Origin of the sequence: Dietzia sp. SLG310A2-38A2 (assembly GCF_014145095.1) — a bacterium.
Taxonomy (GTDB): domain Bacteria; phylum Actinomycetota; class Actinomycetes; order Mycobacteriales; family Mycobacteriaceae; genus Dietzia.
Genome location: NZ_JAALDX010000049.1, coordinates 1 through 12,114, shown reverse-complemented (window position 1 = coordinate 12,114; position 12,114 = coordinate 1). Strand labels below are relative to the sequence as shown.

General features: G+C 70.7%; 9 protein-coding genes and 2 pseudogenes. 5 read left to right on the top strand and 6 right to left on the bottom strand.

The features are described from left to right. A pseudogene (locus G6027_RS01840) lies at positions 1–651 on the top strand (hypothetical protein); the annotation flags it as partial. Between the two features lie 36 nt (positions 652–687). Here the strand turns inward: G6027_RS01840 and G6027_RS01835 are convergent. Next, positions 688–1,086, bottom strand: coding sequence for a DUF5319 domain-containing protein (locus G6027_RS01835; RefSeq protein WP_182634871.1), 399 nt, complete (start codon positions 1,084–1,086; stop codon positions 688–690). 135 nt (positions 1,087–1,221) lie between these two features. Here G6027_RS01835 and guaB point away from each other — a divergent pair, with 135 nt between their 5' ends. The 3 genes from guaB to G6027_RS01820 all read left to right on the top strand — a co-directional run bounded on the left by guaB (position 1,222) and on the right by G6027_RS01820 (position 5,780). After that, on the top strand, positions 1,222–2,757 hold the full coding sequence (guaB, locus tag G6027_RS01830) for an IMP dehydrogenase (protein ID WP_182609355.1): 1,536 nt from the start codon (positions 1,222–1,224) through the stop codon (positions 2,755–2,757). A gap of 6 nt (positions 2,758–2,763) precedes the next feature. Continuing rightward, on the top strand, positions 2,764–3,903 hold the full coding sequence (locus G6027_RS01825; protein ID WP_182634867.1) for a GuaB3 family IMP dehydrogenase-related protein: 1,140 nt from the start codon (positions 2,764–2,766) through the stop codon (positions 3,901–3,903). Positions 3,904–3,992: 89 nt separating this feature from the next. After that, on the top strand, positions 3,993–5,780 hold the full coding sequence (locus G6027_RS01820; RefSeq protein ID WP_182634864.1) for a GMC family oxidoreductase: 1,788 nt from the start codon (positions 3,993–3,995) through the stop codon (positions 5,778–5,780). Here G6027_RS01820 and G6027_RS01815 read toward each other — a convergent pair. Together G6027_RS01815 and G6027_RS01810 are read right to left on the bottom strand one after the other, a co-directional pair. Then, entirely contained in the window at positions 5,752–7,161 is a 1,410-nt protein-coding gene (locus G6027_RS01815) for a wax ester/triacylglycerol synthase family O-acyltransferase (protein ID WP_241726726.1), read from the bottom strand. The two genes, G6027_RS01820 and G6027_RS01815, sit on opposite strands and share 29 nt — an antisense overlap. A 12-nt stretch (positions 7,162–7,173) precedes the next feature. Continuing rightward, positions 7,174–8,709: a wax ester/triacylglycerol synthase family O-acyltransferase gene (locus G6027_RS01810; RefSeq protein ID WP_182634860.1), complete on the bottom strand. Its 1,536-nt coding sequence runs from the start codon at positions 8,707–8,709 to the stop codon at positions 7,174–7,176. Between the two features lie 156 nt (positions 8,710–8,865). Between G6027_RS01810 and guaA the strand changes: the two genes are divergently transcribed. Beyond that, the gene (gene guaA, locus G6027_RS01805) at positions 8,866–10,461 is read left to right on the top strand and encodes a glutamine-hydrolyzing GMP synthase (protein ID WP_182634869.1); all 1,596 of its coding nucleotides are present in this window, start codon (positions 8,866–8,868) and stop codon (positions 10,459–10,461) included. 14 nt (positions 10,462–10,475) lie between these two features. On the opposite strand, the gene G6027_RS01800 is transcribed toward guaA, so the two are convergent. From G6027_RS01800 to G6027_RS01790, 3 genes and pseudogenes are all read right to left on the bottom strand, one after another. Further along, complete coding sequence (locus tag G6027_RS01800; protein WP_182634858.1) at positions 10,476–11,237, bottom strand: hypothetical protein; 762 nt, start codon at positions 11,235–11,237, stop codon at positions 10,476–10,478. A 77-nt stretch (positions 11,238–11,314) separates the two neighbouring features. After that, positions 11,315–11,749, bottom strand: a complete 435-nt coding sequence (locus tag G6027_RS01795) for a hypothetical protein (protein WP_182634857.1) — start codon at positions 11,747–11,749, stop codon at positions 11,315–11,317. Next, positions 11,746–12,114 (bottom strand): annotated as a pseudogene (locus tag G6027_RS01790) (hypothetical protein); the annotation flags it as partial. The pseudogene G6027_RS01790 and the gene G6027_RS01795, both read right to left, overlap by 4 nt.

Genomic DNA, 12,114 nt, shown 5'->3' with positions numbered 1-12,114 from the left:
CTGTCCGTCGCCGCGCACAGCGCGATGCCCGGGGACCCGCTGTGGGGCGTCTCCAAGACGATCTTCGCGGACCGCGCCGGGGAGGTGGAACTGGTCAGCGACCTGAGCGAACACCTGACCGCCGCGGATCTGGCAGCTCGCGAGGGTGACCGTGAGAGGGCCGAGCGCCTCCTCGACGAGGTGTCCGGCCGGTTGGACGAGGTCTCGGACGCCTCCGAACGCGTCGAGTTGATGAAGCGCCGTGACGCGATCAGGCGTGACCTGAGCAGGGTCACGCCCAGTTCGGTCCCATCCCCCGCGCCTGCTCCCGCCCCGGCCCCCACCCCGGCCCCCGGTCCGGGTCAGGGTCCCGCGACGCTCGTCCCCGGGGTTCCCGTGCCACTGCCCTCGAATCTCATCCCGCCGCCGCCTCCCGGTATGCCGGTCATCCCGCTGCCGCTGGACGGACTGCGGATCTCGACGACGTTGCAGATCCCGATCGACACCCAGCGGATCCAGGACTTCCTGGCGCCCACCACGGGCCGGCCGCAACCGGGTGAGGTCGACGGGACGAGCCCGGCACCGTCACCGACGCGGACCACCGTGACCCAGGTCCCGACGTCGGGGCCGGCGGCCACAAGTGCCCCGGCCACCACCCAGCCCACCAACTGACCGAGTCCGCCCGCACGGGCGGCACGTGAAGGTGGGTCAGCGACGCCAGTAGAGACGACGCGGGCGCATCGTGCGCACCGCGTCGGCGTATCCACGGCAGTAGTCCCACGAGACGTAGTCGTCCGGGATCGGGTCGAACGCGGGCTCGTGGGGCAGGAGTGAGCCGTCCTCGAGGAGCTGCATGAGGTTGGCGCGGAGCATGTCCCACTCGTGGTAGTGCTCCTCCGCACAGTCCTCGCACTGGACGGCCACCCCCTTGACACCGGTGGGTGCCAGGAGCTCGCGGAACTCCGCGAGATCGGCCAGGTCCTCCTCGATCGCACGGCGTTCCTCCGCGTCGAGCGGCCCCGAGGGGATGTCGTCGTCCACGGGGTCGAGCCCGGCCAGTTCCGCGGTCGGATCATCCGGATCGCCGGCGAACGGGTCGGGCGGCATTCCGTGCCGTAGGGGATCGTTCACGCTCCCACCGTACCCGTGGGCACCACCTGGCGGGGCCGACGGTTCGAGCCCGGGACCCCGGACGCACTATCCTCGGACTCCAGACCCAGACGACCCCCAGGAGGACGGCAGATGAGCGAGTCGCGAGGCCCCGTGCGCACCGGCGGCGACGATCCCACCAAGGTCGCCATGGTGGGCCTGACCTTCGACGACGTGCTGCTGCTCCCGGCCGCCTCCGAGGTGGTCCCCAGTGAGGTCGACACGAGCACCCGGCTCACCCGCGACATCACGTTGCGGGTGCCGCTCGTGTCGTCGGCGATGGACACCGTCACCGAGGCCCGCATGGCCATCTCCATGGCCCGCCAGGGCGGGATCGGGGTGTTGCACCGCAACCTCTCCGTGGCCGACCAGGCGGCCCAGGTGGACACGGTCAAGCGGTCGGAGGCGGGTATGGTCACCGATCCGGTGACCTGTGCTCCCGCCAACACCCTCGCCGAGGTCGACGAGATGTGCGCCCGCTACCGGATCTCCGGCCTGCCGGTGACCGACGAGCGGGGCGAACTCGTGGGCATCATCACCAACCGGGACATGCGTTTCGAGGTGGACAAGTCCCGTCGGGTCGACGAGGTCATGACCCGCGCACCGCTGGTGGTCGCGCGGGAGGGGGTCACGGCCGAGGCAGCACTCGGGCTCCTGCGCCGCCACAAGATCGAGAAGCTGCCGATCGTGGACGGCGACGGTCGGCTCACCGGGCTCATCACGGTCAAGGACTTCGTCAAGACCGAGAAGCACCCGGACGCCACCAAGGACTCCGACGGTCGACTGCGCGTGGCCGCGGCGATCGGGACCGGTGAGGACGCCTGGCAGCGCGCCGGGACGCTCACCGACGCCGGCGTGGACGTCCTCGTCGTCGACACCGCCCACGCCCACAACCGCAACGCGCTCGAGATGGTCGCCCGCGTCAAGCGTGAGCTCGGCGACCGCGTCCAGGTGATCGGCGGTAACCTCGCCACCCGCGGCGCGGCCCAGGCCATGATCGACGCGGGCGCGGACGCGATCAAGGTAGGCATCGGTCCCGGCTCCATCTGCACCACCCGCGTCGTCGCGGGGGTGGGGGCCCCGCAGATCACCGCGATCCTCGAGGCCTCCGTGGCGGCCCACGCCGCGGGCGTCCCCGTGATCGCCGACGGCGGAATGCAGTACTCGGGGGACGTGGCCAAGGCGATCGCGGCCGGGGCGTCGGCGTGCATGTTCGGTTCCCTGCTCGCGGGCTGCACCGAGTCGCCCGGGGAGCTGATCTTCGTGGACGGCAAGCAGTACAAGGTCTACCGCGGGATGGGGTCGGTCGGCGCGATGCGCGGCCGGGGCAAGCCGGGGCAGGAGAAGTCGTTCTCCAAGGACCGCTACTTCCAGGACGACGTGCTGTCCGAGGAGAAGCTCGTCCCCGAGGGCATCGAGGGCCGGGTGCCGTACCGCGGCGACGTCGCGCAGGTCCTGCACCAGCTCACCGGCGGACTGCGCGCGGGGATGGGGTACACGGGATCGGCCACGATCCCGGACATGAACCGCGCCCAGTTCGTCCAGATCACGGCGGCGGGGCTCAAGGAGAGCCACCCCCACGCGATCCAGATGACCGTCGAGGCCCCCAACTACAACGTCAAGGACTGAAGGCGCGTGCGCAACGTGGTGGAGATCGGAATGGGTCGTGAGGCCCGACGGATGTACGGACTCGGCGAGGTGGACATCGTCCCCTCCCGACGCACCCGCAGCTCCAAGGAGGTGTCGACGGCCTGGCAGATCGACGCCTATCGGATGGACCTGCCCGTCATGACCCATCCGACCGACGCGGTGGTCTCACCCGCCTCGGCGGTGGAGTTCTCGAGGCTGGGTGGCCTGGCGGTCCTCAACGGCGAGGGCCTGTGGGCGCGTCACCAGGATCCGGAGGCGGCGATCGCCGAGCTACGCGAGATCGCTCTCGAGGACGTGACCGGCCACCGGGCGGTGGCGCGTCTCCAGGAGCTCCACCGCGCCCCGATCGACCGCGAGCTTCTCGCGGCGGCGGTCCGGCGGATCAGGGACGAGGGCGGCACCGTGGCGGTCCGGGTGTCCCCCCAACACGCGCGGGACCTCACTCCCGGTCTGGTCGAGGCCGGGATCGACCTGCTCGTCGTGCAGGGCACCATCATCTCCGCCGAGCACGTGAGCGGCGAGGACGAGCCCCTGAACCTCAAGGACTTCATCCACGAGCTCGACGTGCCGGTGATCGCCGGCGGCGTGGTGGACTACAAGACCGCCCTGCATCTCATGCGCACGGGCGCGGCCGGCGTGATCGTGGGCTACGGCGGCGTCGAGGGGGTCACCACCACGGGATCCGTGCTCGGTATGGAGGTCCACATGGCCACCGCGATCGCCGACGCGGCGGCCGCGCGTCGTGACTACCTGGACGAGACGGGCGGCCGGTACGTCCACGTACTGGCCGACGGCGACATCTACACCTCGGGTGACATCGCCCGTGCGGTGGCGTGTGGCGCCGACGCCGTGGTGTTGGGCCCGCTGCTGGCCGGGTCGTTGGAGTCCCCGGGGCGGGGTGTGTACTGGGACGCGGTGTCCGCCCACCCCAAGGTCCCCCGTGGACACGTGGCGGAGATCGACGACGAGACGGCGCTGGCGCCTCTGGCCGAAGTGCTGGAGGGGCCGACGAGCGTCCCGGACGGAACCCGGAATCTGATGGGCGGCCTCCGTCGGGCGATGGCCAAGTGCGGGTACTCGGACGTCAAGGGATTCCAGAAGGTGGACCTGTCCGTCCGCCCCTGACGCGGTGGACAAAACGGGAGCTACTGTCGAGTAGGTTCTGGTTGCTCGGGTAGTGTGACCTACACCTCGACCACCAGGGAGCCCCCACCATGACGACATCGACGCCGTCGCCCTCGACCACCGCCTCCACCGGGAGTCCCGACACGGACGTCCTCGTCATCGGGTCCGGATTCGGCGGGAGCGTCACAGCTCTGCGCCTGTCGGAGAAGGGGTACCGCGTCACGGTGGTCGAGGCCGGCCGACGGTTCGAGGACTCGGACTTCCCCAAGACCTCGTGGCGGCTCAACCGGTACGTCTGGGCGCCCAAGCTGAAGCTGTTCGGTCTCCAGCGCGTGCACCTGCTCCGCGACGTCATGGTCCTCGCCGGGGCAGGCGTCGGCGGTGGTTCGCTCAACTACGCCAACACCCTCTACAAGCCCACCTCCCCGTTCTTCAAGGACCGGCAGTGGGGTCACATCACCGACTGGGAGGACGAGCTCAGCCCGTTCTACGACCAGGGGCGCCGCATGCTCGGTGTGGTCACCAATCCCACCCACACCCACTCCGACGAGGTCATGAAGTCCGTCGCCAGGGACATGGGCGCCGAGGACACCTTCGTCTACACGCCGGTCGGTGTGTTCTTCGGGGAGAAGACCGGGGGAGAGGGCAAGCCCGGCGAGACCGTCCGGGACCCGTACTTCGGGGGCGCGGGGCCGGATCGGACCGCCTGCATCGAGTGCGGCGAGTGCATGACCGGCTGCCGGCACGGGGCCAAGAACACCCTGCTCAAGAACTACCTCGGCCTGGCCGAGCGCGCAGGGGCCCGGGTGCTCGACCGCACGACCGTCAGCGGCGTGAACGAGCGGACCGACGGCACGTGGGAGGTGACGCTCGAGCGCACCGGCGCCTGGACCACGTGGGGCAAGCGCGCCACCACCGTGACCGCCTCGCACGTCGTGATGGCGGCAGGCACCTGGGGTACCCAGCACCTGCTGCACTACGCCAAGGACGACGGCTCGTTGCCGAAGCTCTCGACGGCGCTCGGGAAGCTCACCCGCACCAACTCCGAATCGATCCTCGGGGCGATGCGTCCCAACTACTTGCCGGAACAGGATTTCTCGGAGGGCGTGGCCATCACGTCGTCCTTCCACCCCCGGCCCGACACCCACATCGAGCCCGTCCGCTACGGCAAGGGCTCCAACGCCATCGCGATCCTGCAGACCCTGCTCACCGACGGTGACGGGCCGCTCCCGCGGTGGCGCACCCTGGTGAACGAGATCCGTCGCAAGCCGGTCATGTTCCTCCAGTTGTTCCACCTGCGGCGGTGGAGCCAGCGGTCGGTGATCGCCCTGGTCATGCAGAACCTCGACAACTCGCTGGAGACCTCGGTCAAGCGCCGCGGCCCGTTCAGGTACGTCACCAGCAAGCAGGGCCACGGCGAGCCCAATCCGACCTGGATCCCCGCCGGCAACGAGGCCACCCGGCGGATCGCCGAGAACATCGGCGGCCTGGCCGGCGGGACGTGGGGCGAGATCGCGAACATGCCGCTCACCGCCCACTTCCTGGGCGGATGTGCGATCTCCGACTCGCCTGAGAACGGCGTCGTGGACCCCTACCACCGGGTGTGGAACTACCCCACGATGCACATCGTGGACGGGTCCGCGATCTCCGCGAACCTCGGGGTGAACCCCGCGCTGAGCATCACCGCCCAGGCCGAGCGGGCCATGTCCCTGTGGCCCAACAAGGGCGAGGCGGACCCCCGGCCCGCGCAGGGCGAGCCCTACCAGCGCGTGACGCCGGTGACGCCCGTGTCGCCGATCGTGCCGGAGGCGGCGCCCGGTGCGCTGCGTCTGCCGATCGTCGGCGTCTCTAGCGGGGGAGCTCCCGCTCGCGCGTGAGCTCGATCAGCTCCTCGAGTCCGGCCCCGATCCCACGGGCGATGACGTCCGGGTCGGGCACGAGGTGCTCGCAGGAGATCACGCCCAGGTCGAGGTGGCCGTCGATCGACACGCTGGTCACCGACAACCCCGCACCGTGCAGCAGCGGGCCGAAGGGGTGCATGTGGGTGATCCGCGCGCCGAGGAAGTAGAGCGGCGTCCGGGGCCCGGGCACGGTGGAGATGATCAGGTTGTAGATCACCGGGTGGACGTCGGCGAGTCTGAGTGATTCATAGACCTGCATCCCCGCGTCGAGGAGCCACCGGGGGCTCATCCGGCCCCAGTTGTCCAGCAGGGCCGGCCGGATACTGCCGGCCTGCTCCTTGACGGTCGCCGACGCGGCGACTATCCGTTGATGCCGCTCGACCGGATCGGGCAGATCCGTGGCGAGGGAGGCGAACATGGCCGAGACCTGGTTCGCGCCGCCGGTCGTCAGATCCTCGCGCGTGGACATGGGAACGATCGCGACCATCGGCGGGTCCGGGGCGTCGCCGTGGTCCTCGAGGTAGGACCGGACCGCACCGCCGATCACGGTGAGTAGGACGTCGTTGACCGTGCCGCCCAGGTGAGTGGTGACCTGCTTGACGGCCTCCAGGTCGAGCGTCGCCGTGGCCACCGCGCGGTGCGGGGTGAGAGAACGGTTGAACAGGGTCCGCGGCGCCGTGAACGGAGCGGGCATGGACCGTCCTCCGCCCGTCCGGTCGCGGGCCCGCTTCATCGCCATCGGTACGGCCAGCGTCTCGGGCAGGAGGCGGAGGAACGCCAGGGGTCGGCCGATCAGGTCGCGGGCGCCCCCGGCGATGAGCTGGACGGTGTTGGCGCGGCCGACGTGGGTGCGCACGAGTTCAGGATCCTGGGCGGGCGCGGAGGCGTCCGTCGCGGCGAGAGTGGCGAGCAGTTCGGCGCCCAGCATGCCGTCGATGAGCGCGTGGTGGACCCGGCAGAACGCGGTGACGGTGGGGGCGGCCGGGTCGCCCCGCTCGATGATCCACACCTGCCACAGCGGGTGGGAGCGGTCCAGTGGCGTCGAGGCGAGTCTCCCGCACGTGGCCAGCAGTTCGTCCTCGCTGCCGTCCGGACCGAGCGTGATCCGGTGGACGTGACGGGCGATGTCGAAGTCGAAGTCCTCCACCCACGCCGGGTGCCCCAGGTTGAGGCGGGAATCGTGGATCCTGCGCCGGAACGGGGGGACGGCCTTGACCCGCCGGGCGAGCCCGGACCGGAGGCGCTCGAAGGAGTACCCCTCCGAGATGGTGGAGACGTCGAGGTGGACCACCCCGTTGATCACCATCATCTGCTCGTCGGTCTCGAGGTACAGGAAGCTGGCGTCGAGGCCGCTCATCCGTTCCACGGGTCACCCCTCCTCGGTCGTCGTGGACCCCGGCGGGGTCGGGCCGGTGTCCGGCGTCCCGGCGTGCTCCGCCCCGGCCGCCGTCCCCCGGGTCAGTTCGAGCAGGGAGTCCATCGACTCCCTCAGCCCGGTGGCGAACATTTCGGGGTCGGGCACGAGGTGTTCGCACGCGTTGACCCCCACGTCGAGTTGATCGCCGAGGGACATCGCCGTCACGGACAGTCCGGAACCGTGCATCAACGGGCCCAGCGGGTACATGTGGGTGACCCGCGCGCCGAGGAAGTCCTGTGTCTCTCGGGGTCCGGGGAAGTTGGAGACGCTGACGTTGTGGATCACCGGGTGCAGGTCGGCGAGGTGGAAGTCCCCGTACAGGCGCATCACCAGGGACAGGGCGGTGGACGGCGCCAGTGTGGCCACGTCCTGGATGAGGCCCGGGCGCATTCCACCCCGCGCCTGCTTCTTGCCCCGCCGGGTCCCTCGGGCCACGGCGCGCAGGCGCTCGAGCGGGTCATGAATATCGGTTCCCAGGGACGCGAACAGCACGGTCACCCGGTTGTTGCCCTGGGCCCCCTCGTCCCCGCGCGTCGACACGGGTACGACCGCCACGAGTGGCTTCTCGGGGAGATCGTCGTGGAATTGCAGATATCGACGGAGCCCGCCCCCCACCACGGACAGGAACACGTCGTTGACCGTCACCCCGAAGGCGTTCTTGACCTCCTTGATCTCCGACAGGTCGAGCGAGGTGCCCCAGACCGCCCGGCGCGGGGTGATCGTCGCGTTGAAGCGGGTCCTCGGAGCGGTGAACGGCGCCGCGTCGGGGACCGCGGTGGTCTCCGCCACGTCAGCACCCTCCGCCGCCTGCACCGCCGTCCTGTCGGACTTCTTCCCGGCTGTCGACCTGCGAAGCCTCCGCGGGAGCATCGCGGCCTCCGGCACGAGCCGGGCGAGGGTGAGCGGTCGGCGCACGGAGAAGTCCCACAGACCACCTGCCACCAACCGGATCGGGTTGGCCCCACCGGCCTGGACCCGCACCGGTTCGAGGTCACGGGCGGACGGCGTGGTCCCGGCCCTGCCGAGCTTCTGCAGGACCGCCGCGGCGCTGGTCCCGTCGAGCAGCGCGTGGTGGGCGCGGAAGAAGACGGCCACCGTGTCCGGGGTCGCCAGGCCTTCGAGGACCCACATCTGCCACAGCGGCCTCGACCGGTCGAGCGGGCGACTGCTGAGGCTCCCGCACATCTCGAACACGGCGTCGTCGTCACCGGGCGCCTCCACGTCGACGCGGCGGACGTGCTGCGTCATGTCGAGGTCGTACTCCTCGACCCATGCCGGATGCCCGAGGTTCAGGACTGAGTCGTAGATCTTGCGGCGGAACTCCGGGATCTCCTTGACCCGCCGGGCGAGTTCCGCCCGGAGGCGTTCGAAGCTGTACTCGAACCCCGGGTCGGAGACGTCCACGACGAGGATCCCGCCCACGACGAGCATCTGCTGCGCTGTCTCCAGGTACAGCAGGCTTGCGTCGAAGCCGGTCATCCTCTCCATCGTTGCCCTCCCCCGTCGATGGTCACGGTCGAGGAGCCCCCGGTCGTGATGTGATCCATTGTGAACACCCCGGGGGCGGATGTGGCCGAGTTCGGCGGAGAGGCCACGGGGCCTAGACTCTGGTCCGTGGCCGAGAACGCACAGACCGACTCCCAGATCACCGCCGGTACGACAGGAGCCCCCGCCCCGCCCCGGCCGGTGCTGGTCGTGGACTTCGGCGCCCAGTACGCGCAGCTCATCGCGCGGCGGGTGCGCGAGGCGCGGATCTACTCCGAGGTGATCCCGCACACCGCGACGGTGGAGGAGATCCGGGACAAGGACCCGGTCGCCCTGATCCTGTCCGGGGGGCCGGCCAGCGTCTACGCCGACGGCGCCCCTGCGCTCGACCCGGCCGTGCTCGAGCTCGGGCTGCCGGTCTTCGGCATCTGCTACGGCTTCCAGTCCATGGCGGGCGCGCTGGGCGGTGAGGTCGCACACACCGGTAGCCGCGAGTACGGGCGGACCGAGGTGGGCGTGTCCGGTGGGCTGTTGCACGCCGGGCTGCCCGCGACCCACCCGGTGTGGATGAGTCACGGCGACGCGGTCACGTCGGCGCCCGAGGGGTTCACGGTGACGGCCTCGTCCGCCGGTGCCCCGGTCGCGGCGTTCGAGTGTGTCGATCGACGCATGGCCGGCGTCCAGTACCACCCCGAGGTCCTGCACTCGCCCCACGGGCAACAGGTGCTCACCCGGTTCCTCACCGAGATCGCGGGCCTGGAACCCACCTGGACCGCGTCCAACATCGCCGAGCAGCTCGTGGAGGCCGTCCGCGATCAGATCGGCGAGGGCCGCGCGATCTGCGGTCTGTCCGGCGGCGTGGACTCCGCCGTCGCGGCCGCGCTGGTCCAGCGGGCGATCGGCGACCGGCTCACCTGCGTGTTCGTCGACCACGGGCTGCTGCGCGCGGGGGAGCGGGAGCAGGTGGAGAACGACTTCGTGGCCGCCACCGGCGCCCGCCTCATCACGCTCGACGATTCGGAGACCTACCTCGGCCACCTCGCGGGTGTCAGCGACCCCGAGACCAAGCGCAAGATCATCGGCCGCGAGTTCATCCGGTCGTTCGAGCGGGCAGTGACCCAGGCCCTCGAACTCCAGGAGTCCGGGGACGGCGTGGACGCCTCGGTGGATTTCCTCGTCCAGGGCACCCTCTACCCGGATGTCGTCGAGTCCGGCGGAGGTGCGGGGACGGCCAACATCAAGAGCCACCACAACGTGGGCGGCCTGCCGGACGACATCGAGTTCTCGCTCGTGGAGCCGCTGCGCCTGCTGTTCAAGGACGAGGTCCGCGCCGTGGGCCGGGAACTCGGGCTGCCGGAGGCGATCGTCGGCCGGCACCCCTTCCCCGGGCCGGGCCTGGCCATCAGGATCGTGGGCGCCGTCGATCAGGACCGACTCGACACCCTGCGCGCGGCGGACGCGATCGTGCGCGAGGAGATGACCGCAGCCGGGCTCGACGCCTCGGTGTGGCAGTGCCCGGTCGTGCTGCTGGCGGACGTGCGCTCCGTGGGCGTCCAGGGCGACGGCCGCACCTACGGCCACCCGATCGTGCTGCGCCCGGTGAGCTCCGAGGACGCCATGACCGCGGATTGGACGCGCGTGCCGTACGAGACGCTCGCCCTGATCTCGGGCCGCATCACCAACGAGGTCCCGGACGTCAACCGGGTCGTGCTGGACGTGACCAGCAAGCCGCCGGGCACCATCGAGTGGGAGTGACGCGGGAGTTGGCGTCAGACGTAGCCGAGGGCCTCGCGGCCTCTGGCTGAGAGCCGGACCCACGTCGCGGTCGCCGGGTCATGAACCTCGGTCGCCGGGAGTTCGAGCCAGCGTCGGCCGCGTGCGATGCGGCCACGGATGTCGGCGAGGTCGGTGCCGAGGACGTCGGCGCACCATGCGATGCGTCGCTCGGCGGTGTGATGCTGCAGCACGAGTATCTCCAGCACATCCGTCGTGAGGTCCCCGTCCGCGACGGCGGCCATTCCGTCGGCCGAGAGTTCGGGAACGTGCTCGAGGCGCGGGCCGTGGATATGGTCGGCGGTCTCATATCGAGGTAATGCGAGAGCGGCCACAGTTCCCGCCAGGATCGCGCCGCAGAGGATCACCGGCCAGTAGTCGGTAGCGCCGGTCACCGAGCCGAGGAAGATCGCGGTGAACATGACGGGTCCGATAAGTGCGGGGTGTCGCCACCATCGGTGACCCGGCGGTTCCGGCATCTCCAGGTTGCCGCTGTGGCCGCGGACGCTCGCCCGGCGAGCCGAGACGACGCCAGCGGTGATCGCCACAGCCACCACGACACCGAGGGTGGCGAGAGCAGTCGGGAGTCCGCCGGGCACAAGGTCGGGGCCGGCGAGAGCCGTGCACCCGGCAGCAGCGAAGACACCCATGGTCGGCCGCTGCCACGCGCCACGCTGCTCGGCCTGTCGCCGTCGTTCCCACACCCGGGCGATGGTGGTGACGGTGACGGTGGCGGCGAGGTCCCGGGGCGGCGACATGCGCCGACCGTAGCAATCGGCCGACCCCGGCGGACGGGGTCGGCCGAGCGGTCGACTGGTCTGGTGTCGTGCCAGGCTCAGCGTCGGATGACCATCGCCAGCCCGACCAGGACCAGCAGTACCAGTGACGCCGTGATCACCACGGTCGTCGTGATCACCGGCGCACCCAGGATCGCCCACACGGCGACTCCCAGCGAGAGCAGTCCGGCCACCGCGAGCACCGGTGATCCGGAACGCTCGCGCCGCGCCACCGCGTCCGTCGCGGGCTCGGGCTCGTAGACGCCGTACCCGGGCGAGACGCCGTACCCGGTAGGGGCCCCGTACCCGGGGGCGACGCCGTACCCGAACCCCTGCGGGTCGGTGAAGCCGGTGCCGTAGGGGAGCGGGTCGTGGAGCGGCTGGTCGGGGCGGGTGGTGGTGTCGGAGTGCAGGTCGTGGCTGGTCATCTCGTTGCTCCCGGTGGGTTGCGGTTCGGTGGGATCGGTCTGGTCGTCGTCCGGCCGGGCGCTCACGGCGTCACCACGATGCTGCCGACGCCGGTGTACACGCTGAGGGTCAGGACGGGGCCGGAGGCATCGCCGGACAGGCCGGTCGGGCAGTCCATGCTCCCGAGGTCGGTGGTGCAGTTCGTGTTCACGGCGACCCCGTCGGGCAGCAGCACCTGCACCTCACCGACGTTGTTGGCGATGCTGTAGCTGCGGTCGCGGTCCAACTCCAGCTCGCGCATGTCCACGGTGATGCTGCCGACCTGGTGGTTGATCGGGGCGTCCAACTGGCCGGGGTCGGTGATCTCGATCAGCTGCTCGCCGGTGCCCTCCCAGCCGCCCCCGGGGACCTGGACAAGGGAGGCGAGCAGGACGAAGCCGGCGAGCGGGCC

What these genes read in the sequence shown, in the direction of transcription:
- G6027_RS01835 (WP_182634871.1), bottom strand. Translation starts at nt 1,086, where the DNA reads ATGCCGCCCGACCCGTTCGCCGGCGATCCGGATGATCCGACCGCGGAA.
- guaB (WP_182609355.1), top strand. Translation starts at nt 1,222, where the DNA reads ATGAGCGAGTCGCGAGGCCCCGTGCGCACCGGCGGCGACGATCCCACC.
- G6027_RS01820 (WP_182634864.1), top strand. Translation starts at nt 3,993, where the DNA reads ATGACGACATCGACGCCGTCGCCCTCGACCACCGCCTCCACCGGGAGT.
- G6027_RS01815 (WP_241726726.1), bottom strand. Translation starts at nt 7,161, where the DNA reads ATGAGCGGCCTCGACGCCAGCTTCCTGTACCTCGAGACCGACGAGCAG.
- G6027_RS01810 (WP_182634860.1), bottom strand. Translation starts at nt 8,709, where the DNA reads ATGGAGAGGATGACCGGCTTCGACGCAAGCCTGCTGTACCTGGAGACA.
- G6027_RS01800 (WP_182634858.1), bottom strand. Translation starts at nt 11,237, where the DNA reads ATGTCGCCGCCCCGGGACCTCGCCGCCACCGTCACCGTCACCACCATC.